This is a genomic window from Allobosea sp. 05T433 (assembly GCF_056396065.1).
Map to the genome: position 1 here is coordinate 87,052 of NZ_JBFTKS010000004.1, position 26,813 is coordinate 113,864.

28 protein-coding genes are annotated in these 26,813 nt (G+C 64.5%); 17 read left to right on the plus strand and 11 right to left on the minus strand.

The genetic code is table 11. The features are described from left to right. Positions 1-15 precede the first annotated feature (15 nt). Positions 16-1,233: a tryptophan synthase subunit beta gene (gene trpB / locus AC1DGP_RS06765; protein ID WP_441490599.1), complete on the minus strand. Its 1,218-nt coding sequence runs from the start codon at positions 1,231-1,233 to the stop codon at positions 16-18. Then, positions 1,230-1,916 (minus strand): phosphoribosylanthranilate isomerase, encoded by a 687-nt coding sequence (locus AC1DGP_RS06770; protein ID WP_476831895.1) that lies wholly within the window; start codon positions 1,914-1,916, stop codon positions 1,230-1,232. Before AC1DGP_RS06770 ends, trpB begins: the two co-directional genes overlap by 4 nt. 151 nt (positions 1,917-2,067) lie before the next feature. Between AC1DGP_RS06770 and AC1DGP_RS06775 the strand changes: the two genes are divergently transcribed. The 5 genes from AC1DGP_RS06775 (at position 2,068) to AC1DGP_RS06795 (ending at position 7,527) form a co-directional block, all read left to right on the plus strand. Further along, the gene (locus AC1DGP_RS06775) at positions 2,068-3,372 is read left to right on the plus strand and encodes a TAXI family TRAP transporter solute-binding subunit (protein WP_476775075.1); all 1,305 of its coding nucleotides are present in this window, start codon (positions 2,068-2,070) and stop codon (positions 3,370-3,372) included. Positions 3,373-3,462: 90 nt separating this feature from the next. Next, positions 3,463-3,762: an autorepressor SdpR family transcription factor gene (locus AC1DGP_RS06780; RefSeq protein WP_441490596.1), complete on the plus strand. Its 300-nt coding sequence runs from the start codon at positions 3,463-3,465 to the stop codon at positions 3,760-3,762. Next, a complete protein-coding gene (locus AC1DGP_RS06785; RefSeq protein WP_476831896.1) occupies positions 3,759-4,421 on the plus strand; it encodes an SdpI family protein in 663 nt (220 codons plus the stop codon). Before AC1DGP_RS06780 ends, AC1DGP_RS06785 begins: the two co-directional genes overlap by 4 nt. A gap of 170 nt (positions 4,422-4,591) precedes the next feature. Continuing rightward, positions 4,592-6,415: a translational GTPase TypA gene (gene typA, locus AC1DGP_RS06790; RefSeq protein ID WP_441490594.1), complete on the plus strand. Its 1,824-nt coding sequence runs from the start codon at positions 4,592-4,594 to the stop codon at positions 6,413-6,415. Between the two features lie 173 nt (positions 6,416-6,588). Continuing rightward, a complete protein-coding gene (locus AC1DGP_RS06795; protein ID WP_441504945.1) occupies positions 6,589-7,527 on the plus strand; it encodes an aldo/keto reductase in 939 nt (312 codons plus the stop codon). A 91-nt stretch (positions 7,528-7,618) separates the two neighbouring features. Here the strand turns inward: AC1DGP_RS06795 and AC1DGP_RS06800 are convergent, their stop codons facing one another. After that, positions 7,619-8,284: a nitroreductase family protein gene (locus AC1DGP_RS06800; protein ID WP_441504946.1), complete on the minus strand. Its 666-nt coding sequence runs from the start codon at positions 8,282-8,284 to the stop codon at positions 7,619-7,621. 95 nt (positions 8,285-8,379) lie between these two features. Between AC1DGP_RS06800 and polA the strand changes: the two genes are divergently transcribed. From polA to AC1DGP_RS06825, 5 genes are all read left to right on the plus strand, one after another. After that, complete coding sequence (gene polA / locus AC1DGP_RS06805; RefSeq protein ID WP_441504947.1) at positions 8,380-11,421, plus strand: DNA polymerase I; 3,042 nt, start codon at positions 8,380-8,382, stop codon at positions 11,419-11,421. 86 nt (positions 11,422-11,507) lie between these two features. After that, entirely contained in the window at positions 11,508-12,641 is a 1,134-nt protein-coding gene (locus AC1DGP_RS06810) for an AI-2E family transporter (protein WP_476831897.1), read from the plus strand. Positions 12,642-12,755: 114 nt separating this feature from the next. After that, on the plus strand, positions 12,756-13,118 hold the full coding sequence (locus AC1DGP_RS06815; protein WP_441490589.1) for a glycine zipper domain-containing protein: 363 nt from the start codon (positions 12,756-12,758) through the stop codon (positions 13,116-13,118). Between the two features lie 4 nt (positions 13,119-13,122). Beyond that, a complete protein-coding gene (locus AC1DGP_RS06820) occupies positions 13,123-13,548 on the plus strand; it encodes a hypothetical protein (protein ID WP_441490588.1) in 426 nt (141 codons plus the stop codon). A gap of 116 nt (positions 13,549-13,664) precedes the next feature. Beyond that, positions 13,665-15,035 (plus strand): sensor histidine kinase, encoded by a 1,371-nt coding sequence (locus AC1DGP_RS06825; RefSeq protein WP_441504950.1) that lies wholly within the window; start codon positions 13,665-13,667, stop codon positions 15,033-15,035. 58 nt (positions 15,036-15,093) lie between these two features. On the opposite strand, the gene AC1DGP_RS06830 is transcribed toward AC1DGP_RS06825, so the two are convergent. Together AC1DGP_RS06830 and AC1DGP_RS06835 are read right to left on the minus strand one after the other, a co-directional pair. Next, on the minus strand, positions 15,094-15,453 hold the full coding sequence (locus AC1DGP_RS06830; protein ID WP_069878378.1) for a response regulator: 360 nt from the start codon (positions 15,451-15,453) through the stop codon (positions 15,094-15,096). A 194-nt stretch (positions 15,454-15,647) separates the two neighbouring features. Then, complete coding sequence (locus AC1DGP_RS06835) at positions 15,648-16,166, minus strand: DUF992 domain-containing protein (protein WP_441490585.1); 519 nt, start codon at positions 16,164-16,166, stop codon at positions 15,648-15,650. Positions 16,167-16,250: 84 nt separating this feature from the next. Between AC1DGP_RS06835 and AC1DGP_RS06840 the strand changes: the two genes are divergently transcribed. Then, entirely contained in the window at positions 16,251-16,541 is a 291-nt protein-coding gene (locus AC1DGP_RS06840) for a hypothetical protein (protein ID WP_441504951.1), read from the plus strand. A 14-nt stretch (positions 16,542-16,555) separates the two neighbouring features. Here the strand turns inward: AC1DGP_RS06840 and AC1DGP_RS06845 are convergent, their stop codons facing one another. Next, entirely contained in the window at positions 16,556-17,128 is a 573-nt protein-coding gene (locus AC1DGP_RS06845; RefSeq protein ID WP_476831898.1) for an extensin-like domain-containing protein, read from the minus strand. A 298-nt stretch (positions 17,129-17,426) separates the two neighbouring features. Next, positions 17,427-17,579, minus strand: a complete 153-nt coding sequence (locus tag AC1DGP_RS06850; RefSeq protein WP_441504953.1) for a hypothetical protein — start codon at positions 17,577-17,579, stop codon at positions 17,427-17,429. Positions 17,580-17,746: 167 nt separating this feature from the next. On the opposite strand from AC1DGP_RS06850, the gene AC1DGP_RS06855 reads away from it, so the two are divergent. Continuing rightward, on the plus strand, positions 17,747-17,917 hold the full coding sequence (locus AC1DGP_RS06855) for a DUF1328 domain-containing protein (RefSeq protein ID WP_441504954.1): 171 nt from the start codon (positions 17,747-17,749) through the stop codon (positions 17,915-17,917). Positions 17,918-18,080: 163 nt separating this feature from the next. Here the strand turns inward: AC1DGP_RS06855 and AC1DGP_RS06860 are convergent, their stop codons facing one another. After that, entirely contained in the window at positions 18,081-18,872 is a 792-nt protein-coding gene (locus tag AC1DGP_RS06860; protein ID WP_113516876.1) for a response regulator, read from the minus strand. Positions 18,873-19,112: 240 nt separating this feature from the next. On the opposite strand from AC1DGP_RS06860, the gene AC1DGP_RS06865 reads away from it, so the two are divergent. From AC1DGP_RS06865 to AC1DGP_RS06875, 3 genes are read left to right on the plus strand one after another with little or no spacing between them, the layout of a single operon-like run. Then, on the plus strand, positions 19,113-19,331 hold the full coding sequence (locus tag AC1DGP_RS06865; protein WP_476831899.1) for a NepR family anti-sigma factor: 219 nt from the start codon (positions 19,113-19,115) through the stop codon (positions 19,329-19,331). Then, positions 19,318-19,878 (plus strand): sigma-70 family RNA polymerase sigma factor, encoded by a 561-nt coding sequence (locus AC1DGP_RS06870; RefSeq protein WP_043234959.1) that lies wholly within the window; start codon positions 19,318-19,320, stop codon positions 19,876-19,878. Before AC1DGP_RS06865 ends, AC1DGP_RS06870 begins: the two co-directional genes overlap by 14 nt. Continuing rightward, the gene (locus tag AC1DGP_RS06875) at positions 19,878-21,524 is read left to right on the plus strand and encodes a sensor histidine kinase (protein ID WP_441504956.1); all 1,647 of its coding nucleotides are present in this window, start codon (positions 19,878-19,880) and stop codon (positions 21,522-21,524) included. Before AC1DGP_RS06870 ends, AC1DGP_RS06875 begins: the two co-directional genes overlap by 1 nt. A gap of 6 nt (positions 21,525-21,530) precedes the next feature. On the opposite strand, the gene AC1DGP_RS06880 is transcribed toward AC1DGP_RS06875, so the two are convergent. From AC1DGP_RS06880 to AC1DGP_RS06890, 3 genes are all read right to left on the minus strand, one after another. Continuing rightward, a complete protein-coding gene (locus tag AC1DGP_RS06880) occupies positions 21,531-22,412 on the minus strand; it encodes a transglutaminase family protein (protein WP_441504957.1) in 882 nt (293 codons plus the stop codon). 158 nt (positions 22,413-22,570) lie between these two features. Continuing rightward, positions 22,571-22,849, minus strand: coding sequence for a hypothetical protein (locus AC1DGP_RS06885; RefSeq protein WP_441504958.1), 279 nt, complete (start codon positions 22,847-22,849; stop codon positions 22,571-22,573). A gap of 120 nt (positions 22,850-22,969) precedes the next feature. After that, positions 22,970-24,745, minus strand: coding sequence for an ABC transporter ATP-binding protein/permease (locus tag AC1DGP_RS06890; protein WP_441504959.1), 1,776 nt, complete (start codon positions 24,743-24,745; stop codon positions 22,970-22,972). A 212-nt stretch (positions 24,746-24,957) separates the two neighbouring features. Here AC1DGP_RS06890 and AC1DGP_RS06895 point away from each other — a divergent pair, with 212 nt between their 5' ends. Further along, a complete protein-coding gene (locus tag AC1DGP_RS06895) occupies positions 24,958-25,758 on the plus strand; it encodes a Crp/Fnr family transcriptional regulator (RefSeq protein ID WP_476831900.1) in 801 nt (266 codons plus the stop codon). A 122-nt stretch (positions 25,759-25,880) separates the two neighbouring features. Beyond that, the gene (locus tag AC1DGP_RS06900) at positions 25,881-26,672 is read left to right on the plus strand and encodes a class I SAM-dependent methyltransferase (protein ID WP_441504961.1); all 792 of its coding nucleotides are present in this window, start codon (positions 25,881-25,883) and stop codon (positions 26,670-26,672) included. Positions 26,673-26,813 lie beyond the last annotated feature (141 nt).

Below are 26,813 nucleotides of genomic sequence, written 5' to 3' on the forward strand. Positions count from 1 at the left end.
CGGACGGGGCCGGCATCACCGTCCCGCCAGAATCTCCGCCACTTGCGGAATATCCTTGTCGCCACGACCGGAAAGATTGACCACCATCAGGTGGTCCTTCGGCTTTTGCGGCGCAAGCTCGGCTACACGAGCAAGCGCATGTGCCGATTCCAAGGCAGGAATGATGCCTTCGAGCTTGGAGATGAGCTGGAAGGCCTCCAGCGCCTCCTCGTCAGTGGCGGACAGATATTTGACCCGGCCGACATCGTTGAGCCAGGAATGCTCAGGGCCGATGCCGGGATAGTCGAGACCGGCCGAGATCGAGTGCGCATCCTTGATCTGCCCGTCATCATCCATCAGCAGATAGGTGCGGTTGCCATGCAGCACGCCGGGACGCCCGCCCGTCAGCGAGGCCGCATGCAGGCCGCTCGGGATGCCGTGCCCGGCCGCCTCGACGCCATAGATTTCGACCGTGGGATCGTCGAGGAAGGGGTGGAACAGCCCCATGGCGTTCGAGCCGCCGCCGATGCAGGCGATCAGCGAATCCGGCAGGCGCCCCTCGAGTTCCTGCATCTGCTCGCGCGTTTCCCTGCCGATGATCGACTGGAAGTCGCGGACCATGGCGGGATAGGGATGCGGGCCGGCCACCGTGCCGATGCAGTAGAAGGTCGTCGCGACATTGGTCACCCAGTCGCGCAGGGCCTCGTTCATCGCGTCCTTGAGCGTCTTGGTTCCGGATTCGACCGGCACCACGGTGGCGCCCAGCATCTGCATGCGAAAGACGTTCGGCGCCTGACGGGCGACGTCGACCGCGCCCATATAGACGATGCATTCGAGGCCGTAGCGCGCGCAAAGCGTTGCGGTGGCGACGCCGTGCTGACCGGCGCCGGTCTCGGCGATGATGCGCTTCTTGCCCATACGCCGCGCCAGCAGGATCTGGCCGAGCACATTATTGACCTTATGCGAGCCGGTGTGATTCAGCTCTTCACGCTTGAGATAGATCTTTGCGCCACCGAAATGATCCGTCAGGCGCTCGGCCAGATAGAGCGGCGACGGCCGGCCGACATAGTGCTTGAGGCCGCCAGCCATCTCGGCGTGATAGGCCGGATCGGCCTTGGCGGCATCATAGGCCTGTTCCAGTTCCAGGATCAGGGGCATCAACGTTTCGGCAACGAAACGACCGCCGAACATGCCGAAACGGCCGTTCTCGTCGGGCCCGGAACGATAAGTATTCGGATTGCGGGGCGCGTTCATGTCGGGCCTGCCTTCTTCAAATCCTGCGCCGCCTGACGTGCGGCGGCGATGAAATCCCTGATCCGGCGGATATCCTTGACGCCGGGCGCGCTTTCGACGCCGGACGACACATCTACCCCGGCAGGCCGGGCAATGCGGATGGCATCGGCAACATTCGCCGGATCGAGGCCGCCCGATAGCATGAAGCGCAAAGCCGGGTCGAGGCCGGAGAGGATCGTCCAGTCGAAGGGCCGGCCGTGGCCACCGGGATAGGCCGCATCCTTCGGCGGCTTGGCATCGAGCAGGATGCGGTCCGTCACCGCGACATAAGAGGACATGGCGGCAAGATCGGACGGAGCAGCGACACCCAGCGCCTTCATCACGCGAAGACCGGTCGCGGCCTTGAGCGCCAGCGCCTGCTCCGGCGTCTCGCGGCCATGCAGCTGAAGCCAGTCCGGCCTGAGCGCGTCCACGAGTTCCCTTGCCCGCGCCACATCGAAATCCACGATCAGGGCCACGATCTCGGCGCGGCCGCGCGCCATCTCGGCGAGCGCCATCGCGCGAGCCATATCGACGAAGCGCGGACTCTTCGGGTGGAAGACCAGCCCGACCATGTCGGCACCGGCGGCGAGCGCCGCCGCCATCGTCTCACGCGTGGAGAGACCGCAAATCTTGACGGTGAAGGCATCGGAGCTTTGCGACATTCCCCGGCAATAGGACATCTGCCGCGGGCCCGGCAACCTCCATGTCCCCGTGCGCCATGCCCTCTTGCGGCGCGCCCCACTTGCGACATGATCACGAGCGAAGCCAAGCGCGTCGCGGGGGCGACGGCAAAGCGGTCAGGATTGGTCCGGCATGGGGCGGCGCGGTTTCATGGCTCTGGCGGGCCTGCTGGCGATCTTCGGTATCGCCGCGTCGGTCTTCTACGTCCTGAACCAACCCCGGACGCTCAGACTCGCCGTCGGCCCGCTCGGATCGGAGGATGCGCGCATGGCCGCAGGCTTCGTACAGGGGCTCAGCCGCGAAAAATCCTCGATCCGGCTTCGCCTGATCCTCACGGAGGGCTCCGAGGAGAGCGCCAAGCGCGTCGACAGCGGCCAGGCCGATCTCGCCATCATCCGTCCCGATATCGCGCTGCCGGAGAATGCCGACACCGCCCTGATCACCCGCCGCACCTTCCCCTTCCTGATCACCAACAAGGAAACCGCAATCGGGCGTATCGCCGATCTGCGCGGGCGCAGGATCGGCGTGGTGCGTAATCCGGCAGGCAATATCGCGCTGCTCAAGCGCGTGCTGGCGCAATACGAGGTCAAGCCGGAGGAGGTCGAGATCGTCGGGCTGAACTCCGAAGAGATCGTACCCGCCGCGCGCGAACGCAGGATCGATGCGTTCTTTTCGATCAACGCCGTCGGTTCGCGCATCAACAATGACGGCCTGAGCAAGCTCAAATTGGCCTGGGGCGACGACCCGGTCCTCATTCCGATCAGCGCGGCGGATGCGATCACCGCGCGGCACAGATCGATCGAAACCGGAGAGATCGTGCGCGGCGCGCTCGGCGGAGACCCGCCGCGCCCCTCCGAGAGCCTGACGACGATCTCCGTGACCTCACGGCTGGTTGCGGCCCAAAGCCTCGACGACGCCGTCGTCGGGGATCTCGTCAAGGACCTGCTGGCCCTCAGGCTGACGCTGGCGGCCGAGCTCCCGTCGATCCAGGGACTGGAGACACCCTCGACCGACAAGGACACACCGCTGCCGGTTCATCCCGGCGCGGCAGCCTTCATCGACGGCGAGCAGGAAACCTTCTTCGAGCGCTATGGCGACTGGTTCTATCTGGGCGTGATGGCGCTTTCGCTGCTAGGCACCGGTTTCGCCGGCCTGCTCAGCCATGACAGCACGCTCCGCCGACGCAAAGCCATGGCGGGGCTAGACCGGCTTGTCGCGATGCTCTCCGCCATCCGCTCCGAACAGGACGAGACCGCCCTCCAGAATTTCGAACGCACGGCCGATGCGATCCTGGCAGAGGTGCTCTCGAATTTTTCGAGCGGCGATGTCGACGCCAGCGGCCTCGCCGCATACCGGCTCGCCATGGATCAGGTCGGGCGCGCCGTAGCCGAGCGCAGGCAGACCCTTCTCGACGCCGAGGGCACGCCGGCCGCGTGATCCGGCAGCTTCCAGCCCCGCCACTTGGGGCATGCATGAGCATGGCAGTTTGCTTTTATTTCGGTAATTTCCTAAATAACGAAGATGAACATGGTCTTCAAAGCGCTCTCCGACCCGACACGCCGTGAAATCCTGCGGCTGCTGCGCGAACGGGACATGACGGCCGGAGAGATCGCGGCCCGTTTCAACCTCGCCAAACCCACCTTGTCCGGCCATTTCGCCGTCTTGCGCGAGGCGGACCTGATCCAGAGCGACAAGCTCGGCACCACCATCACCTACCGCCTGAACCTGTCCGTGCTCGAAGAGGCAATGTGTCTGTTCCTCGACCATTTCGGGCTCGCTCTCGAACCGAGGCCTCGCGCGGCCAAACCAAAGGACGCTCAATCATGATCCGCTCCACCATGACCCTGAGCCTTGCCGTCCTCGGCAGCATGCTCGTCGCTTCGACCTATGCGTTGATGCACGTGTCGCCCGATGCCCGGATCGCCATTCATTTCGGGATCGACGGCCAGCCAGACGGCTTCGCCGGGCCCTGGGTGGCGTTCCTCAGCCTGCCCGTCATCGCGGGGTTCGTCACGGCACTGTTCGCGCTGCTGCCGCGCATGGAGCCCCGCGCCGACAATCTTGCCCGCTCCGGCAAGGCCTACACCGCAACATGGAGCGCCGTCATGCTCATGCTCGCGGCGTGCCACGCGCTTCTGATTGCGCACGCACTTGGGTATGCGGCCGATGTTCCACGCCTGGTGACCGCGATGCTCGGCCTCTTCCTGGTCGTCACCGGCAATGTCGCAGCCAAGACGCGCTCGATGCAGCTATTTGGCGTCAGGACGCCATGGACGCTTTCGGACGAGCGGGTCTGGCAGAGGACCCACAGGCTCTATGGCTGGGGCTCCGTCTGCCTCGGCCTTGCCCTCTTCGGCCTCGCGCTGGGCGCCGCGGCACCCCTCGTCCTGGCCACGGCCACGCTGCTCGGGCTGGCCGCCCTGATGGCCGCAACCTTCAGCTATTCCTATTGGGTCTGGCGGCAATTGCAGACCACCGCCCGCTGAGTTTCATGCGCCAGCGCTGCCCCTGTTGCCGGGCAGCTGTCGATCAAGGTTGCCCAAACGCCCTCTAGCGTTTATGTGCAGCGCAACGAATTCCATAATCCCATACGAAAGTGAACTGCGCCGGCCGGGCTTTCCGCGCCGGCTCGCGGTCCTGAAAAGGTACCCCACGCATGTCCATGCGAAATATCGCCATCATCGCCCACGTCGATCATGGCAAGACGACTCTGGTCGACAAGCTGCTCCAGCAGTCGGGTACCTATCGCGAAAACCAGCGCGTGATCGAGCGCGTGATGGATTCCAACGAGCTCGAGAAAGAGCGCGGCATCACCATCCTGGCCAAGGCCACTTCCGTGGTCTGGAAGGATACGCGCATCAACATCGTCGACACTCCGGGCCACGCCGATTTCGGCGGCGAGGTCGAGCGCATCCTGAACATGGTCGACTCCGCCATCGTGCTGGTCGACGCGGCCGAAGGCCCGATGCCCCAGACCAAGTTCGTCGTCTCCAAGGCACTGAAGCTTGGCCTGCGCCCGATCGTGGCGATCAACAAGGTCGACAAGCCCGACGCTCGCGTCCAGGAAGTCATCAACGAGGTCTTCGATCTCTTCGCCGCGCTCGACGCCAATGACGAGCAGCTCGATTTCCCGATCCTCTACGGTTCGGGCAAGCAGGGCTGGATGGCGCATGATCCGGCCGGTCCGCAGGACCAGGGCCTTGCCCCGATGTACGACCTGATCCTCAGCCATGTGCCCGAGCCCCGCATCGAGGAAGGCCCGTTCCGGATGCTCGGCACGCTGCTCGAGGCCAACCCCTATCTCGGCCGCATCATCACCGGCCGCGTCGTCTCCGGCACGGCCAAGCCGAACCAGACCATCAAGGTGCTGTCGGGCGACGGTACCGTCGTCGAGACCGGCCGTATCAGCAAGATCCTGGCCTTCCGCGGGCTCGAGCGCACGCCGATCGAAGAAGCCATTCCCGGCGACATCGTCTCGATCGCCGGCCTGGTGAAGGGTTCGGTCGCCGACACCTTCTGCGACCCGTCGGTCGAGACCGCGATCAAGGCGCAGCCGATCGATCCGCCGACCGTGTCGATGACCTTCATGGTCAACGATTCCCCGCTGGCCGGCACCGAGGGCGACAAGGTCACCACCCGCGTCATCCGCGACCGGCTCCTGAAGGAGGCCGAGGGCAATGTCGCGCTCAAGGTCGAGGAAGCCGCCGACAAGGACAGCTACATCGTCTCCGGCCGCGGCGAATTGCAGCTTGCCATCCTGATCGAGCAGATGCGGCGCGAGGGCTTCGAGCTCGGCGTCTCGCGCCCCCGCGTCGTGCTGAAGCGCGGCGAGGACGGCCAGCTGCTCGAGCCGATCGAAGAGGTCGTGATCGACGTCGACGAGGAGCATTCCGGCGTCGTCGTGCAGAAGATGTCGGAGCGCAAGGCCGATATGCTTGAGATGCGGCCTTCGGGCGGCAATCGCCTGCGTCTGGTCTTCCACGCTCCGACCCGCGGCCTGATCGGCTACCAGGGCGAGCTGCTCACCGACACGCGCGGCACCGCCATCATGAACCGGTTGTTTCATGCCTACCTGCCCTACAAGGGCGAGATCGGCGGGCGCCGCAACGGCGTGCTGATCGCGATGGAAACCGGCGAGGCCGTGGCCTATGCACTGTGGAACCTCGAGGATCGCGGCCCGATGATGATCGAGCCCGGCTGGAAGGTCTATCAGGGCATGATCGTCGGCGAGCACACCCGCGAGAACGATCTCGAGGTGAACGTGCTCAAGGGCAAGAAGCTCACCAACATCCGCACCACCTCGAAGGACGAGGCCGTGCGCCTGACACCGCCGATCCGGATGACGCTGGAGCGTTCGCTCGCCTGGATCGACGACGACGAGCTGGTCGAAGTGACGCCGAAGTCGATCCGCCTGCGCAAGGGCGTGCTCGACCCCAACGAGCGCAAGCGCTCGCAGAAGCAGAAGGAAGCGGTGGCGTAACGGCTACTGCAGAATGGCCGGGCCCCTCGCCCGGCCATTTTTCGTTGTGAACGACCTGGCATCTGCGGGCTTCTGCGAACCTGCGCCTCGCGCAGCCCGCGAATGACGATAGCGGCGATTGCCACGTCGCCTTGGCTCTGATCCTCTGCCGCACTCTCTGGGAGGATCACATCATGCTTACCCGCAATCTCGGCCGTACCGGCCTGCGCGTTTCGCTCGTCGGCCTCGGCTGCAACAATTTCGGCGGCCGGATCGATCTCGAGGCGGCCCGCAAGGTCGTCGACAAGGCGATCGAGTGCGGCATCACCCTGTTCGACACTGCCGACATCTATGGCGCGCGCGGCGGCTCGGAGACGGCTCTCGGCGAACTCCTGGGCGCACGCCGCAAGGACATCGTGCTGGCGACCAAGTTCGGCATGGACATGGATGCCGAGGGCATCAAGAAGGGCGGCTCGCGGCGCTATATCGTGGAGGCCGTAGAGGCTTCGCTGAAGCGGCTGAAGACGGACTGGATCGACCTCTACCAGATCCACCGGCCGGACCCGCTGACCCCCATCGAGGAAACGCTGCGCACGCTCGAGGACCTGATCCGCCAAGGCAAGGTGCGCTATATCGGCTGCTCGAACCTGCCGAGCTGGCAGGTCGCCGATGCCTACTGGACGGCGCGCAACCATGGCATCGAGGGCTTTGCCTCCTGCCAGGACGAGTACAGCCTGTTGGTGCGCGGCGCGGAAAAGGAGCTGATTCCGGCTGCCCGCCATTTTGGCATGGGGCTCCTGCCGTATTTCCCGCTCGCGAACGGCATGCTCACCGGCAAATACAAGCGCAATCAGCCGATGCCGGACGGCGCGCGCATGACGCGTGAGGCCCAGCGCGCCAACGAGGTCCTGACCGAGACGAACTGGCAGAAGACCGAGAAGCTCTCCGCCTTCTGCGAGAAGCACGGCAAGACGATGGTCGAGCTGGCCTTCTCCTGGCTGGCGGCTCAGCCCGTCGTTTCCAGCGTCATCGCGGGCGCCACCAGGCCCGAGCAGATCGAAGCCAATGTGGAGGCCGCGAGCTGGACGCTCAATGCCGATGAACTGGCTGAGATCGACGCGATCACCGCGTAAGCCGGCGGGGCCCCTGAGCCCAGATAGGGTCCGTCATGGCCAAGTCCGCTCCGACCATGCGCGCCCCTCGCCAATCGAGGCTCCGACCCAGTCAAAGGAAACTCGCGATCTCCTCCAGCGGCTTCTTGCCGATCGCCGGAACGAGGCAGTCATCGGCGGGATAGCCGACGACGAGCAGGATCAACGCCTTCTCATTGTCCGGCCGCCCGCAGATCTCGTTCAGGAAATTCATCGGCGCCGGCGTATGGGTCAGGGTCGCGAGCCCGGCATCGTGCAGCGCCGCAATCAGGAAGCCGGTCGCGATGCCGACCGATTCCGGTACGTAATAGTGCTTCACCTTGCGGCCCTGCGCATCATAACCCCAGCGTTGCGCAAAGATTGCGATCAGCCAGGGTGCCTCTTCGAGGAAGGGCTTGCTGTCGTCGGTGCCGAGATGGGCAAGCGCACCGAGCCATTCCTCGCCGGCCCGACCGGCATAGAAGGCACGCTCCTCCTCTTCCGCCCCCTCTCGGATCAGCTTCTTGCGCTCCGGATCGGAGATGCAGACGAAGGTCCAGGGCTGCTGGTTCGCACCGGACGGAGCGGTTCCGGCGGCCCGAACCGCCGTCTCGATCAGTTCGCGCGCAACCGGCCGCTGCGAATAGTCGCGCACCGTGCGGCGCTTGCGCATGCGGGCAAGGAAGGCCTCGGCGCGCCCCTGCATCTGATCCTCGGGAACCCCCTCGAAAACCAGAGGCATGGTGACGTAGGGACTCATGACGTTTCGCTCCTGACGTGTTTTGGCGCAGCTTGCTGCGAATCGCGCCCCGGATGCAATGGACCCGGCCGCGCCGCCCGCATAAGGTCCGCGCCATGAGCACGACCGCACCAGACCTCAAGCCCGGCGACCATCTCTTTCTCGTCGACGGCTCGAACTTCATCTTCCGCGCCTATTTCCAGTCGATCAATCAGGACCGGAAGTATCTTTCGCGCTCGGATGGACTGCCCTCCGGCGCAGTGAGGCTGTTTGCGACCAAGCTCTTCCAGTTCGTGCGCGAGGGCGTGCTCGGCGTGAAGCCGACCCACCTCGCCATCGTCTTCGACAAGACGGAGAACTCGTTCCGCAAGGCTCTCTACCCGGCCTATAAGGGCAATCGCTCCGAGCCCCCGGCCGACCTGATTCCGCAGTTCCCGCTGATGCGAGAGGCGGTCCGTGCCTTCGGCCTGATCCCGGTCGAGCAGGATGTCTACGAGGCCGACGACCTGATCGCGACCTATGCCAGGCAGGCGCGCGAGGCTGGGGCCGACGTGCTGATCGTCTCGGCCGACAAGGACCTGATGCAACTCGTGCGGCCGGGCGTCGCCATGTACGACCCTGCCTCCGGCGACGCATCGAAGGGCAAGGGCTTTCGTGCCGAGCGCAAGATCGGCGAGCCCGAGGTGGTCGAGTATTTCGGCGTGACGCCCGACAAGGTCGTCGACGTGCAGGCGCTTGCCGGCGATGCCACCGACAATGTGCCGGGCGCACCCGGGATCGGCATCAAGACCGCTGCCCAGCTCATCGGCGAGTTCGGCGATCTGGAGACGTTGCTGGCGCGCGCCGGCGAGATCAAGCAGCCGAAGCGCCGGGAGACGCTGACCAATCCCGAGGTGGTCGAGAAGGTCCGGATCTCGCACAAGCTCGTCACCCTGGTCGACGATGTCGCGGTCGAGACACCGCTTGCCGACCTGACACTGAACCAGCCCGATCCGGCCAGGCTGGTCGCCTTTCTCAAGGCGATGGAGTTCACCACCATCACCAAGCGCGTTGCCGAGGCCTACGAGGTCGATGTCGCGGCAGTCGACCCCGACCCGGCGCTCGCACCCGGCGGATCGCGTGCAGCCGAGCTCAAGGCGCTCTATGCCGGCACGGACGGACCGGCCGGTGACGCGATCGCCGCCACGACCAACGGAACGGTCGCGGCTCCAGGCTCGGCGCAAGCGCCCATCGCGGCAGCCTCCGCGACAGATGGCTGGATGAAGCCGACCGATCTCGTGGCACAGCGGCGCGACGAGGTCGCGAAGCTGCCGATCGACCGCTCGACCTATGAATGCGTGCGCACGCTCGCCGATCTCCAGCGCTGGATCGCGTGGTCCTATGAGGCCGGCCAGGTCGCGCTCGACACCGAGACGAACTCGCTTGATGCGATGCAGGCCGATCTCATCGGCATCTCGCTCGCCGTCGCGCCAGGCCGCGCCTGCTATATCCCGTTGCAGCATCGCGGCGGCACCGACCTGTTCGGCGGTGGTATGCTGGAGGGCCAGATTCCCGTCGCCGACGCAGTCGCGGCGCTGAAACCGCTGCTTGCCGATAGCGGCGTGCTGAAGATCGGCCAGAACCTGAAATACGACCTGCTCGTCCTGCAGCGTCACGGGCTCGCCGTGTCCCCGATCGAGGACACGATGCTGATCTCCTATGCGCTCGATGCCGGCAATAACAGCCACGGCATGGACAAGCTCTCGGAGCTGCATCTTGGCCACGAGACCATCCCCTATTCGCAGGTCGCGGGCACCGGCAAGGCACAGGTGACCTTCGACAAGATCGATCTGGAAAAGGCGACCGCCTATGCGGCGGAGGATGCCGACGTCACCTTGCGGCTCTGGCGCGCGCTCCGGCCCCGCCTGACAGCCGAAAGCAAGACCACCGTCTATGAGACGCTCGAACGGCCCCTGGTCGCCGTTCTCGCGCGCATGGAAGGCCGCGGCATCGCCATCGACCGGCAGATCCTGTCGCGGCTCTCGGGCGACTTCGCGCAGGGGCTCGCGCGGCTCGAGGATGAGATCTACGAGATCGCCGGCGAGAAGTTCACGATCGGCAGTCCCAAGCAGCTCGGTGACATCCTGTTCGGCAAGATGGGACTCGCTGGCGCCAAGAAGACCGCGACCGGACAATGGGCGACCGGCGCCGGCGTACTCGAAGATCTCGCAGAGCAGGGCCACCCGCTGCCGTCGAAGATCCTGGAATGGCGCCAGCTCGCCAAGCTGAAGTCGACCTATACCGATTCACTGCCGGCCTACGTGAACCCGGCGACCAACCGGGTGCACACGTCCTATGCCCTGGCTGCGACGACGACGGGGCGGCTCTCCTCCTCTGAGCCCAATCTCCAGAACATCCCGATCCGCACCGAAGCGGGTCGCAAGATCCGCACGGCCTTCATTCCGGAGAAGGGTCACAAACTGATCTCGGCCGACTACAGCCAGATCGAGTTGCGCCTTCTCGCCCATATCGCGGACATACCGCAGCTCCGGCAGGCCTTTGCCGACGGCATCGACATCCACGCCATGACCGCGTCGGAAATGTTTGGCGTGCCGGTCGCGGGCATGCCGAGCGAGGTGCGCAGGCGGGCCAAGGCGATCAATTTCGGCATCATCTACGGCATCTCGGCCTTCGGCCTCGCCAATCAGCTCGGCATCGGGCGCGAGGAAGCGGGCGCCTATATCCGCAAGTATTTCGAGCGCTTCCCCGGCATCCGCGACTATATGGATCAGACCAAGACGGCGGTCAGAGCGAACGGTCATGTCACCACGATTTTCGGCCGGGTCTGCCATTTCCCGGCCGTCGCCTCGAAGAACCCGTCCGAGCGCGCCTTTGTCGAGCGTCAGGCGATCAACGCACCGATCCAGGGCTCGGCGGCCGACATCATCCGCCGTGCCATGATCCGGATGGAAGGAGCCCTGACTGAGGCCAGGCTCGATGCCCGCATGCTGCTGCAGGTGCATGACGAGCTCGTTTTCGAAGTGCCAGACGCGCAGGTCGAGGCAACCTTGCCGGTGATCACCAAGGTGATGGTTGAGGCGCCGCACCCGGCGGTACAGCTGCGAGTGCCGCTCCAGGTCGATGCGCGCGCGGCCGGCAATTGGGACGAGGCGCACTGACCGAGAGCCAGACCGGGCGGGAACCAGAGCGGCCGCACTGACGTTATCGTTCCGTCGTGCCTCGGCGCGCGCGGGGGTAACGCATCATGCTCAACACGTCGGCCTGGAGGCCTTTTCCGCGCTATATGGTGGAGCCTGAGGTCGTTGAGGAGGAGAGCGGCCGCACCGTCACGCCTTACGAGCATGACCTGATCCTGCGTTATGCCATCGTCGGCATTTTCGTGATCCTAGCCACTGCGGCACTCTCCATCACCAAGGTTATTGCCCTGCCTGTCACCGCGGGGGTGATCTTCGGCCTCGTGCTCGGCCCGGTCGTCGACTGGCTGGTGCGCCATGGCGTGCCGCAGCTCCTGGCTGCCTTTATCGTGGTCCTTGTCGGCGTGTTGCTCCTGATCGGTTCCCTGACGGTGCTGGCAGTGCCGATCGCAAGCTGGAGCGATCAGTTCCCGGCCATGCTGGCCGCGCTGCGCTCGAAACTGGCCGGCGTCCTTGTCTTCATGGACGAATTCAAGAAGATGGCGGCCAGCCTCTCCGGCAAGAGCGGCGTGGAACTGAACGTCTCACAAGGCAATCCGCTCTTCGATATCGCGCTCGGCTCCTCCACTGCCGCCGGCGGGCTGCTGATCTTCGTGGCGACAGTGTATTTCTGGCTGGCGACCCGCCGGATTTTCAAGGCGCGCGTCCTCAGGCTCTGCCTCGGCCATGGCGCACGCCGGTCCGCCGGATCCTTCTTCGAGGAGATCGAAGTGCGGGTCGCCCGCTATTTCGGCCTCGTCACTCTGATCAATCTCGGCGTGGGCCTGGCCTCGATGGCGATCGCCTGGCTCGCTGGACTCCCCTTTCCGGTGTTCTGGGGTGCGCTCGCCTTCCTCCTCAACTATCTCGCCTTCATTGGCCCGATCATCGTCACAGTGATGCTGTTTGCCGGCGCCCTGCTCGATGCGCCTTCGCTCCTCAGCGCGGCCTGGCCGGCAGCCACCTATTTCGTGCTCCACCTTCTCGAGGGGAACGCGATCACCCCCGTCTTCGTTGGCCGTACGCTGACGGTGTCGCCCTTCCTGGTCTTCATCGGCTTCATCTTCTGGCTCTGGCTCTGGGGGCCGGCAGGCGCAGTGCTCTCGACTCCGATCCTCCTCGTTGCCATGGTGGCGCAAGAGGAGTTCGCGCGGTATCGCAAGACGCAGCTTGACGACGCTGGCGAGGAGACCAAACCGGCTTAACGGCCGGGCTGATCACCGAGCAGTTCGCGGAACCGGAGCGAGGATGGCGCGTTGCCACCATGACGCGTCGATTTCTCGACGGAACCGGTTTTCCAGACATAGGGAACGACAGACATGGCCAAGACCGCCACTTCCGCGAAGCGTCAGGCGGAGACCTCCGTCAAGAGCGCCGGGGATGAGATCGCAGCCGGCGCCGACGACATCGCCAAGCGCGCGACTACAGCCGGGCGCCGCGTTCGCGGCGAAGCCGAGAATGTCGAGGAGAGCCTGTCTCGCAGCGCCGAAGACCTCGCGGCGACGGTGAGCGAAAAGCTCAGGGCCGTCGGGGTCGATACCGACAAGATGGTCGACGTCGCCAAGGAGCAGGCGACCGAATTGCAGCGCCTGATCGTCGCGGAAATTCAGGAACGCCCGTTGCGCGCGCTTGGCGTGGCCGCAGCGGTCGGTCTGTTCGTCGGCTTCCTTTCGGCACGCTGAGATCATGATCGGGGGGCTGGGAGCACTGCTGGCGTCGGAAATCCGCGGCAGGGTGAAGCGCAATATCGTCGTCTACGGCCTGTACGGGTTGGCGGTCCTGCTGATGATCTGCGCCGTCGGCTTCGCGCTCGGCGCCCTGCATGCGGTGCTGGAGCTGCATTATGGCAAGGTCCAGGCGAGCCTGATCATCGCCGGCGGGCTGGTTATTGCCGGTCTGCTGGTCTTCGCGATCGCGGCTTTCATCAACAGCCGTCGCCGGCCGCCCCCGCCCTTCGCTGCAACCGCCCTGGCCGCCGCTCCGGTCGCGGCCTCGCTGCTGAGCTCCCGCAAGAAGTGGAGCACCGTTCTCGTCGGCGGCGTGGTGATCCTGGGCGCGATCCTCGGACGTCAGCTTTTCAAGGGGGACGATGGCGCCGAGGGAGAGAGCTGAGAACCTCGCTTCGGAGCCCCGTCGCGGCGTCCTCATAGGCGTAGCGCGGCCCTGAGGATGGACGATCCTGTCTTTTTACATAGGGATTGTGACTTCGGTCGGCTATCACGGTGCCCATGTCCGCCCAAGCAAGGCCGCAAGGCCCGATCTTTCTATCGCCATTGCCGACGCTGGCCCGGCGGCTGCGCTCCGCGACCACGACCATTGCTGCTATCACCGTCGTCGGGGTTGCGATCATCCTGGCGGCCTGGATCAATTCGCAAGCGATCGAAACATCGCGCGAGGTGGCTCATTCGGTCGAGATTCGCGAACAGGCCGAACGCCTGCTCGGGCACATGCGGGATGCTGAAACCGGGCAGCGCGGCTATATGCTGACTGGTACGACACCTTACCTTGCCCCCTATACCTCTGGCCGCGCGGCCGCTCCGTCCGACCTCGAAGCGCTTGAGCGCCTCGTCTCCGACGACAAGCAGCAGAGCGAGCGGGTGGCCTTGGTGCGCGCCCAGATGGCCCGCAAATTCGAGGAACTCGAGGCAGCGATAGCGCTTGCTCGCGAAGGCCGGCAGGCTGAGGCGCTGGCGCAAATCCGCGACGGGCACGGCATTGCGGCGATGGACGAACTCCGCGGGACAATCCAGCAGATCCAGCTCGCCGAGAATATCAAGCTGGTCGCCTTAAGCAGCCGTGAGGAGCGCCGCCGGCTCTGGGCAAGCATCGGAATCGTGGTGGCGCTGGCAGGGCTCGCATTCGCGGCATGGCTGCAGGTCCGTACGCGCCAGCGCCGCTCTGCAGCGCTCGCGATGACCAATACGGAACTCGAACAGATCGTCAGTGAGCGCACGCAGCAGCTCGAAGCGGAGCGATTGCGCATCGAGGCGCTTCTGCGTGACGTCAACCACCGCGTTGGCAACAACCTCGCCATGGTTTCCGCGCTGCTCAATGTTCAGAGCCGGCAGACGCGCGAGCCAGCGGTGAAGGCGGCCCTCGCCCAGGCGCAATCGCGCATCCAGGCGATCGCCGCCGGACAGCGCCGGCTGCGTCTCGACATCGAGACCGACGAGATCGACGCCCGGCCCTATATGGAGGACCTGCTGGACGAGATCGGCAAGGCGGCGGAGGGCCGCCCCATCTCGATAGATCTCGATATGGATTCGATCCGGCTGCCCGGGCGCGACGCGGTCTCCTTCGTGGTGATCGTCAACGAGCTCGTCACCAACGCGATCAAACATGCCTTTCCCGGGAACATGACCGGGCGGGTCGTCATTCGCTTCGGCAGAGGTGACGGCACCGAAGCCCCGACACTCGTCCTGACGATCGAAGATGACGGCGTTGGAATGCCGCCCCAGGCCGAGGCCAAGGGGCTGGGTCAGACGGTCATTGCGAGCCTGTTGCGCAGCATGCGGGCAACCATGGATGTCGCCGCCCGCACCCCGGGCACAGAGCGCCCTGGAACCCGGGTCACGTTGATATTCCCTAAGAGAGACTGAGCGCAACGTGAGCTGAACCGACCGCGGGAGCTGCCCGGAACGGAGCCGCCGGGTGCCGTCAGTTCGCCTTCAACGCCCGAGATACGAAGCTTGCAATCTCGCGCGTCGAGAATGGCTTGCGCAGAAAACGCACCTGGCGCAACGCGTCCGGCACATCGCCCGGTGTCGCACCGGACACGAACGCGATCGGCGTCCCCTTGCTGAGCAGGCTCTTGGCAACGTCGAACGTCTTGCCGCCGACAACGTCGATGTCCAGCAATGCGCAGGAAACCGGCGAGCCGATGGCGCGCCGAGCCTCCTCGACGGAACCGACAATGATGAGCTCGGCATCCTCGCCGAGCTTGTCCATCACGGCATACTCGATATCCATCGCGATGAACGGGTCGTCCTCGACGATCAGGATGCGGATCTGGCTCATCAATCCCGCGTCCTTTCTCGACCTGCCATGGAACTTTCGCCTCTGGGTGAAGAACGCGGCGAAGCATGGCGTTGTTCCGGCACGCGGGACGCACCGCGACGGAAAGCTCCAAATTGAGCTAAACATGCGGCAAGAAGGTTATCGAAGCGTAACCCTTTGCAGAAGCCTCTCCGTCTTGAGCAAGTTGCGAGACATCAGCGGCGCCCACGCGACGGAGAAGACGACGGCGCGAGCGTAAGCTCGAGACCGGTAACGCCGACGGCGACATTGAAGCCGCGCAGGGTCTGCAGTGAGAGAGGCTGCAGCGTGACATCCTTCTCGACGCCGCCGATGAGCATGTTCACCGATCCTCCCGTCCCCGCCGAAGCGCCGGCGCTTGCGCCAACATAAGTGCCCGCCAACGCCCCCAGAGGGGCTCGCGCATAGGGACCAAAGACACGCCAGCCCATGCTGCTGCGCTTGAACGAGCCGACATCGAGCCCGAAACCGCGCACAACGCCGGTATAGCGCTGCACGGGCCCGCGGCGCGGCGTAAAGCGGCACTCCATGGGCTTCTGCGATGTCACGATAAGGTTGAGTGCGCCGCCGACATGGCAACTCAGCCGACCTGCCGGGGCCCCGCTCTGCGCGTTCGCAGCCGTGGTTGTAAGAGCGCTCAAAGCGGCAACGCAGAACGCGGTTGCGGCGACAATTTTGGCAGGCCGATGGATCATGACGAATCTCCTGACAACATGGTTACCAAAAAATGCCGCAATAGCTCCACAGTTCCCAATCAGTCTGGAACCTAGGCAGGAGCGTTGCGTTCCAATTCCGCCCCTGGACGGAAACGTGAGATGTTCACTCGTATTAGCCCTCCTCTGCAAGCGACGCTGATCCCGACAGGCAGCGAGCCGGATCGGCTCCCTCCCTTTTGGGAACTTGAGGATTTGATTGCGTCGGGATTCGACCAAACCACGGCGCTCGATATTCTCGCGATCCGCCGCGCGCAGGCCGAGACCGGCCGGGTTCCTGTGGCCCTGTTTCGCCCAAGCGATCCCTGGCGGCTCACCCGCGTCGAACTCGACGAAATCTCCGACAACGTCGCTTGAGCGACGGCACACCGTCATTGGCAGAAGCGCGCCGCGGCTGAGCGGCGCGGCTGAATATCGACATGCAGATGATTGGCATGGGCGGCGTCCGAGCCCGGGCCTAGGCTGGTCGCGAAAGCCCCGCACGCCGATTGCCTCACCGACTTCAAAAAACGGTCCTGAGCCAATCCTGCCGGCTTCTCGACCATGACACGAACGCTGCCCGACCGTTCCTCGCCCATGACAAAAGCGAAGATATCGAGCGCCTGACCCGTCGCATGCTCACTGACCGGGCCGGCCGTCGAGCGGTTGCGCCGACGGCACTCATAGCCACCTCCAACCTGAAGACGCGAGAGATCCCGCCCAAAATGCCCTCGGGCGAGGGGCTGGACGGTATCGTCAAGCCACTGCGAAACCGTCGTCGCCATGGCACAGCTGATCGTGACCGGCGGCGCGAAGACAACCTTCCCCGGCCCGTCGCTCGCACGGTAGGCAAGCGCCTCCACGACGACCGGCTCCTGCACCCGGCAGGCCGGGTCCGTTGCCCGGTACTGCTTCGCATCGGGTTGACGAATGCGATTGCCCGCGATGGCTGCCAATGCCCGCATGCAGGCGCCGTCTCCGGGCGGAGTAGGAGTAGAGGTGACGGGTGACTGCGGTTCGACCGGCTTCGCAGGCGACTGTTCCGCGGGAGCCGACACGGAGGGCAGCGCAGGCGAAGGTATAGCCAAATCCCGAGGGCGCGGTGGCGGCACGCCAATGGGCGCAGAGCGCTCCGTCTGAGTTCGTGGGGCCGGCTCGGCCTTGGAAGGCGTGCCAAGGGGCAACATGGCGGCCACCGCGCCAATGCAGCACACCCGCACTACCAGCCCCATGCCCCTGGACGTCATCGCAGCATTCCCTCCTTCAATCAGGCCCCGTCACGATTTCAGCAGGGAGAGGCGCAAGCGGTGCAACGACGAGAAGGACAGCCAGAGTGATCAGCGCGCTGGTTCCCACGTAACTGCCAAATAAAATGGATGCGTCCGTCGTAAGCGGAAAGATATCGAGCAGAATCATCCTTGTCGTTCTCGGCGTCCTTCAAATTTCGGAACGCACCTGAGGCAACGCGGGGTGTGTAAAACTTGTTCCCTTCACCACTCGTCCGCCCCGGGCCACCAAGGCGGAACTTTTGCGGCGGCAGAACCGTTGCTTCAACGATGCATGTTGAATTCTGAGGTTTCTCGATGTCCGGGTGGGCCGTGACATTCCTGATCGCAGCGCTTGTTGCGGCGATGCTGGCTTTTGGCGGTGTGCCGGGGCTGGCGACAATGGCCGCAAGGATCGTTTTCTTCGCTGCGCTCGCCGGAGCGGCCATCACCGGCCTGATTGCAATAACCAAGGGGCGGCGGTCGTGAGGCGGCCACGCGCCACGAGAGATGTCATGAAATGGATTGCGCCGATGATCGTCGCCTTGCCGTTTCCGGCACTTCTGATCGTCTATTTTCTGGGCTGGTAAGACGCACGAAAAAGGGTCCGTTGCGCCATGACGCCACGGACCCGCTGTCATACTGAGCTGTATCAGGCGGCCTTGCGACCGGCGCGCCGGTCAAAGAACAGCGCCTGACTGATCGCCGCCTTCACCGCTTCCGGCTGGAATGGCTTGGTGATCAGGAAGGCAGGCTCGGGCCGGTCTCCGGTCAGCAGGCGTTCCGGATAGGCCGTGATGAAGATCACCGGGACGTCGATTGCGCTCAGGATCTCATTGACGGCTTCGAGGCCGGAACTGCCGTCAGCAAGCTGGATGTCGGCCAGCACCAGGCCCGGCCGCTTCTTCGCGACAGATGCGATCGCCTCGCGATGAGTCCGGGCGACACCGGTCACCGTATGTCCGAGCTCTTCGACCATCGTTTCGATATCGAGCGCGATGATGGGCTCGTCTTCGATGATCAGCACGTCGGTGGCGACCTGATCGGCGATTTCCTGTCCCGCGACCTGGACGAGATTTGCCACTTCCGCCGCGGAGACCTCCATGATCGCAGCGACCTCATCGAGCGAAAAGCCCTCAACGGTGCGCAGCAGGAAGGCCTGCCGTGGACGCGGCGTCAGCGCACTGAGATTGCGCTCGGCCGACGAGCGCTCCACACCGCCCGAAGACTGGTTGTTGATGCCGACCGACGACCAGAGCTTCAGGAAAGTCCTGTACAGTCCGGTGCGGGCATCGACGTCCCGCGGAAAGGAATTTGGATCGACGACGAGCGCTTCGAGCATTTCAACGACATAGGCATCGCCACTCGCCTGCGTGCCGTTCAGAGCTCGCGCGAAGCGGCGCAGATAGGGCAGATGCGGGGCAATTTCCTTCGCAATCGACATTGATTGGTCCTTCTTCAACCTGCCGAAAGTGAGCACCCGCAACGTGTTTCTGACAAGCAATTTATTTTACGATTTGCCCGGAACTTTTCTGAAACTAGACCGTTATCTGGCAGCATACGTGTCAATGATGCTCCCGGCGGATCATGATCGGCCGGGATGTTGATGACGGTTGAACAGGGCAATCCGGCCGCCCCTGCAGCAAGAGCGGAGCGGTGTCGGCGCGAGGGTATGATGAGTGGTATGAAGATCGAGATGCCAGAGCCGAACGGGGGCGAAGAGACGGATTTCGAAGCCATTCTGGACCCCAGGGTTCAGGAGTCGATCGGCCGGTCGCTGAAGGCGCATTACGACGATCTGATCAACGCACCCATCCCCGACAAATTCCTGGTTCTGCTGGCGMAGCTGGAAGCCAAGGAAAGCCGTTCATCCGCTGAGGAAGCAAGTGATGAGCGCCCCTGAATTCAAGGACGGCCTGATCAAGGAAATCCCGAACCTGCGTGCCTTTGCGGCGTCGCTTTCGGGTTCGATGCAGCTCGCGGACGATCTGGTGCAGGACACCCTGCTCAAGGCCTGGGGCAATTCGGACAAGTTCGAACCGGGCACCAGCCTGCGCGCCTGGCTCTTTACCATCCTGCGCAACACCTACTACTCGCTTTACCGCAAGCGCGGCCGCGAGGTGCAGGACAGTGAAGGCACCTATGCCGAGCGCATGGCGGTGCACGGCAACCAGGAGAGCCATCTCGATCTTGCAGATTTCCGCAAGGCTCTGGCCAAGCTTCCGGAGGAGCAGCGGGAAGTGCTGATCATGGTCGGCGCAACGGGCCTTTCCTATGAGGAGGCTGCTGAAATCTGCGGCGTCGCGATCGGCACCATCAAGAGCCGCGTCAACAGGGCGCGCACCAAGCTTGCGGAGCTGCTGTCGATCAAAGGTCTCGATGATCTCGGGCCCGATCGTCAGAGCGCGGCGGCGGTTCACAGGACCAGCTCCGAACCCATCCGACCCTAATGCGACTGGCGCGGTTCAAGACCGTCCGCGGCAGGCTTCTCGCCCTGCTGGTCGCAATCGCGTTGCCGATCGCCTGCCTGTCGGCGATCGCGGCGATCACGACCTATCGAACGGTCATCGCCTCAATTCAGACTTTCCAGATCCGCACGGCGGACGACTATGCCGTGCGCGCTCGCGTCTGGTATCGCGGCGCCTTGCGCTCGTTGCTGACGGCGGCCGCGGCCGTCGGCACGTCGAGCAGCGGGGATTGCGATGCGGCCGCCCAAGAGATTCTGAAGCGGGTAACCGGCTACAGCGCCCTTCACCTCAAGATGCGCAACGGCGAGATCTGCTCGGTCTCGCTCGATCCGCATGTCACGTCTGCCAAGCTTGCCGCGACCGCAGAGCGACTGAGCGCCAAACCACCGGTCCGCATCTGGGCAGGCACGGAACTGGCGACCGTGCGTTATGACGATCTCATCCTCGATCGGCAGCGCTATCTCGCAGTCTATGCTCATAGTAACGATCCCGAACAGCCTGCGCAGGAAGCTCTGCTGCTCGCCGACTCCGACCTGCTCAACAAGGTCTTCGACCTCGGCGAGAGCGATGAAAGCCTTGCGGTCGCGCTGATCCATCGGGGCAGCGGAATCGTCACCAGCCGGGGAGCCGATGAAGGCGACGAGTCCTGGCTGCCGGCGCAGGAAGTGGTGCCCGAGGTCAAGGCCCGCTGGGAGGCGGCAAGCAGGGCCGGACCCAACCGCGCCTATGCCGCCCGCATGGTTGCCGAGCCTGACCTCTATGTGATCGCGAGTTTCGACAACGCAGCCGAACGTGCGGCCCAGACGCAGTTCCTCATTTTGCTGCTGACCCCGCTCCTCACCCTCGCCTTGCTCTGCTTCGTCTACCTGCGCGCAATCGACCGGCATTGCGTGCGCTGGCTGCGCGGCATCGAAACGGCGGCCAGGACACGTGCGAAACTCTCGAGTGCCCGGGCCCCGATTGCGGCGGATATGCCGAGCGACATGCGGAGCGTGGCGGAGGCCTTCAATGCGATGGTCGAGGAGGAGGAGGTGCGGCAGCGCAAGCTCTCGAACGCCCTCGACGACAATCGCTTCCTGGTGCGCGAGCTGCATCACCGGGTGAAGAACAGCCTGCAGGTCGTCCAGAGTTATATCGGGCTGACCAAGCGCGATTCCCGCGGCGAAGCCAGGCTAGCGCTCGCCGACGCCGAATGCCGCGTCCACGTCCTCTCGGCAGCCTATCGCTTCACGCTCGCCGATGGAGAAATGCAGCCTGTCCGCGTCGACCTGTTCCTCGACGACGTCATGACGATGATCTCGAACCTCATCCGCCGCCGCGACCAGGGCCTGATCAGCCAGATCGAGACCATGTCGTCCCTTTCTGTCGACCGGATCATTCCGCTCGGCTTCCTGATCGTCGACGTGGTGGGGCGCGCCTTGCGGCACGGACCGGGCCTCACCGTGACGGTCACCGCTACCGATATCGATGAGGAGACCATCGAGATCAGCATCAAGGCGGATCGCGAGATCGACCATGCCGAGCCCCCCAAGCTCTTCGCCGGTCTCCTGACACAGATCGCGGCGACCGAGGTCTCCGCGCCGGGCGGGCGCTCACTGGGCTCCTGGCGCATCGTGCATCGGGACTGAGCCTGCTCAGCAGGCGTCCGTCTCGACCGGCTCGATGCTGACCCCAACGTTCAAGCCAAGGAAGGCTCCGGCGAGCCCGGTATAGCTGCCGGAGACCGGCGATGCGTCCTCAGGAACGCGGGCGACGGCGATGCGCAGCAATTGGCGGTCCGCCACCAGATCATTGGTCGGATCGAACTCGACCCAGCCGTCGAAGGGGATGAAGACGTCGGCCCAAGCATGCGTCAGGCCGGCCGGTGAGACGAGGCCGCCGCCTTCCAGGGTACGCTCGTGAATATAACCGGTCACGAACCGGGCAGCGAAGCCCAGGCGGCGCGCCAGCTCGATAAACAGCCACGCATAGTCACGGCAGGAGCCGCTCCCCAGCTGTAGTGTGTCGAGCGGGTGTTGTGTGCCCTCGTCATAGCGAATGGCGTAGCTCAATGCGTCATTGATGGCATGAGCGAGATCCCGCAACAGGTGCCCGGTGCCGGTGCCGCTCCGCGCGCGAAAGGCGAGAAGCCATTGGTCGAGGGCGCCATCCGGATCGGCGCTCGCCAGAGCCAGATAGGGCTGTAGCGCCGCGCGTTCGGAGGGGGTGTAGACAACCCCCGTCATGGCCGCGTCCGACGCGAGCACCGGGCTCGGAAGGGCCGGTCCGAAGCGCTCGACCACCAGTTCGCTGACGATGTCGAGGCTGTCGGCCTGCCCCTCGAAGCTCGCGATGGCAACCGAATTGCCATAGGCATCATGCATCCAGCGCAACTGCGCCGCCGGAGTGATGCTGAGCGCGGTTTCCACGACGCGCAGGTCGAAACTGTCCCGCGGCCTCAGCATCAGGCGATGCGGTCCGAACCCGACCGGCTGGGCGTAGCGATAGGTCGTCGCGTGACGGATACGCAGCTGCACAGAACCCTCCCGGCCAAGCGATGCGCCTCATGGCAGTCAGCGCGGCCACGGACAAAACAAGCCGCCCGAAGGCGGCTTCACGCGTGACAAGCGCGCGGGGCTCCCGTCGCACCGCGACCGAGCGCCCCTGATTGCGCTATCCCGCAGTAGGTTCCGGCTCAGCGAATAACGCTGGCGATCGGCCCGGCCACGCGAGCCTCCTGGGAGCTCGCGATGGCGCGCTTGGTCCGATCGGCGACCCTCTGGGCGGGATCCACCGATGCCAGCTGGCTATCCGTCGGGACGTTGTTTCGAATCTTGGCCTCCGCGACGGAGGTCGAACTTTGATCGGTCGCGCTCTGGAGAGCCGAGCCGAAGGTCAGCGTGGCCACCACCGCGCCCATGATTCCAAAGAAGGCGAAGGCGCGTTTGATGGGGGCAAGGCTGTCATTCAACATCTGTCTCTCCCTACGCCACGACCGGTCACCATTGACCGGTTTACGTCGAAGAGAACGCGACGCCGCCCGTTCGGTTCCCGTTGTGCGGGTGGCAGCGATCACGAAACCGGGAGCGGCGGTTCAGGCCTCCTCGTCCTCGTTGGCGGGCTGACGGCTGCGAAACAGCCGCCAGAGCGACTTCCCGATCCGGCGCGAGCTCAAATGCGCGCCGGCGAGACGCTTCTCCAGGGTGATCTTGCGGTCATGGAAATCCTCGAGGCCGGGGCGGTGACCGACACTGATGACTGTCGCGTGTGCGAGCTCGCCTTCGAACAGTCCAAGGAGCGAATTCTGGCTGTCCTCATCGAGGGCCGAAGTCGCCTCGTCCATGATGATGATATCGGGCTTCTGGATCAGCAAGCGCACGAAGGCGACGCGCTGACGCTCGCCGCCGGACAGGACGCGATCCCAATTATCCTCCTCGTTCAGGCGCTTGGCCATGTAGGCCAGGCCGCAGCGCCGAAGGGCGGCAATGATGGTCTCGTCGCTGACGGGGATGTCGGAATCGGGATAGAGCAGGACTGTCCTGAAATTGCCGAGGGGCAAGTAGGGCTTCTGCGGCACGAAGGCGATGCTCTTGCCGCGAGGCACCTGGATCGAGCCTGAACCCCAGGGCCAGAGGCCGGCCAGCGACCGGATCAGCGTGCTCTTGCCGGAGCCGCTCTCGCCAACGATCAGAACTTTCTCGCCGAGTTCGATGATAACCGTCGCGTCTGCGATGACGATGCGCCCATTGCTGTGCGCCAGCGAGAGCTCCTTGATATGAATCGCGCCGTCATCACTCTCGCCGAGCGAGATCTGGGTCTCGCCGACCATGATCGTGCCGACATCGAGCGCCTCCAGCTCTTCGACAAGCTCGTCGACCCGAATGACGGAGGCAAACCACTCGGCCAGCCTGACGAAGTTGTCGACGAACCAGATCAGCGCGGCCTGAACGGCGCTGAACGCCGCGACGACCTGCATCACGGCCCCGAGCGTAACCTCGCCCGAGAGATATTTTGGCGCGATCAGCAGCAGCGGCACGATCGGAAACAAGGCACCATTGGTGTTGAGCACCAATGCGATCACGCCTTGTTGGCGAATGACGCGGAGCCAGGCGGCCAGGACGCGGCCATAGTTCTCGCCAACCGATGCTCGCTCGTCGGCATCGCCCTTGATCAGGGCAATGCTCTCGGCATTCTCGCGCAATCGCGTCATTTCTGCCCGGAACTGGGCCTCGGCCTCGTTCTTGGCCGCAATGCGAGCGACCAGCGGTCGTCCGGTGAGATAGGCCGCGAGCGACGCGACCGCCGCATAGACGATCGCGGCCAGCGCCATGTAGCTCGGGATCACGACCGCCACGCCACCGAGCGTGAAGTGAGCTGAGCCTGCGACCTGCCAGAGGATGGCGGCGAAGGTCGCGGCCGTCACCGCCGCGCTGATCAACCCGATCGCGAATTCGGCGAGCGGCTCGATCGCGAGCCGGACGTCATCTGCGATCCGGTATTCGGGAGCCGTCTGCCTCTTGGTGAGGAAGCCGAGCCGATAATAGCGCTGATCAGCGATCCACCAGCCGGCGAGACGCCTGGTCAGGTCCTCCCGCCATCGCGCCTGGAGCAGCATGCGGCTGATCACGAGGGCAGACAGCGACAGGCTGAATGCGATGACCAGCGCCGGCAGCCAGGCGATCACCGACCAGACAGCGCCGGTATCGCGCTTTTCAAGCGCATCGAAGAAGTACCGGTTCCAGCTATTGATGCCGACGGCGCTCGCCGTCTGCGCAGCGACGAAAACCAGCACCGCTATCGTCAGAACCCAGGCGCGCAACCGGGTCTCACCGCTCCAGAACCGCAGCGCGATGCGGAAAAACTGCCGCATGCGCGACCGCCTGGATGGTTGCGGTGTCTCAGCCATGGCCTTGCAACTCCCGCCCGAGATGTCATTGACCGGAGCATCATCGCGAGGTGTCGCAATCATAAACCGGAGGCTGGAGATCGGCACGCTCCACGGCGCTAGAACGCCGCAACGCTTCTGCCAGTTCCGCCAATTGCAAAGGATATGTTGCACCGCACGCAGCATGCGATTCGCCATTGAGCTATGCCGGCTCCTCCGCGCATAATGGCGTCATGAAGACCATGCCCGACCATGCCAGCATAGCCCGGCTCGGAGTGCCTTGCCTGGCCTGCCCTTTGCGGCTGAAGGCGGCATTCAAGGACAAGAGCGATGAGGAAGTCCGCTTCATCCAGGGGATGAAGATCGATCATCGTTCCGTTCCGGCCGGATCGGAGGTCATTCATCCCGGCCAGGAAGATGCCGAGCTCTTCACGTTATTCTCCGGCTGGGCCTTTCGCTACAAATCGCTCCCCGACGGCCGGCGTCAGATTCTGAACTTCCTGCTGCCGGGCGATCTGGTCGGGCTGCAGGCGTCACTCCTGAGCGCGGCCCAACATGGCATCGAAGCGCTGACCGATGTCGAGCTCTGCACCTTTTCGCGCAAGCGGATCTGGGATCTCTTCGTGCACATGCCGTCGCTGTCATACGAGATCGCGTGGCTCGGCTCCCGCGAGGAGAGCCTAATCGACGAGAATCTGACCTCGGTCGGCCAGCGCAATGCGGGCGAGCGCATTGCTGCACTGATGATCTCGCTCTATCGCCGGGCCGAGGCGCTCGATCTCGTCAGCGACAACAATTTCCAGTTCCCCTTGTCGCAACAGCACCTCGCAGACGCGCTTGGCCTGTCACTTGTCCACACCAGCAAAACCTGGTCGCGCCTGCGCCGTGCCGGCCTCTTCTCGCTTGCCGGGGGACGGCTCACCTTGCTCAACCCGCGGCTGACCGCGCGCATGGCCCTGCTTTTCGAACGCGAACGCCATCCGAGACCGTTGATCTGAAACAGCTCAACCGCTACGCCGCACTCTTGACCCGAACTTCTTGACGGTTAACGTCAATTCTGCTCGCTAGCGGCATCTGTTCGTTCTGATGCTTCGGCTAACGGGGCGAGGCCTGAGGTTTCATGACGCGTCCTTCCACCACCCGGGATTCTCGCGGCGCGCTTGCCGGCCGGCTCGGCAAATCGAGCGTTGCCGCTCGCATCGAGGGTGAAATGCGCGTCACGGCCGCAGAGTTGGCCGATAGCGTGGCGGAGGCCAGGCTCAAGGTCGCAGCCGTGCGTTACAAGGTCGAGGGCGAGGTCCGCAACACGGCCGGGAAGCTGAAGACCCGGGTCAATGAGGCCAAGGCGAAGTTCGGCGACGATGCCCGCTTCCTGAAATCCTGGATCGACGACCCGCTGCGCACGGGTTCGGTGACCCCGTCAAGCCCGTTCCTGGCGCGCCGCATGGCCTCCTTCGTCGATCCGAGCGTACCTGGTCCGGTGATCGAGATCGGCCCCGGAACTGGCCCTGTGACAGAGGCGCTGATCGAACGCGGCATCGACGAGTCCAGGCTGATCCTGGTCGAGTACAGCCCCGAATTCTGCAAGCTGCTGCGCGAACGTTTTCCGCGCGCCACCGTGGTGGAAGGCGACGCCTATGCGCTATCGACGACGCTTGCCGGGCATCTGAGCGAGAAGGCCGTAGCGGTCGTCTCCAGCCTGCCGCTATTCACGCGCCCGCCGGCCACGCGCACGGCCCTCGTCAAGGACGCTTTCACGCTGCTCATCCAGGATGCGCCCTTTATCCAGTTCACTTACTCCGTGATCTCGCCGGTGCCGCGGAAGGGTTCGGGCCTCAAGGCCATGGTGTCCGACTGGGTCTTGCGGAATATCCCGCCGGCCCGCGTCTGGGTCTATCGTCGCGCGGCATAGGACTGCGACGGCTCCCGGGCGATGGTCCCACCCGCCCTCCCGCGCATGGTGTCGATACCGCAGCCCGGGTTTCCAGGCCGCCAGCAAGAGTGCAAGCTTTCCTGATCGCGGACAGGCCGGAGCTTTCCGGCCAGGTCATGG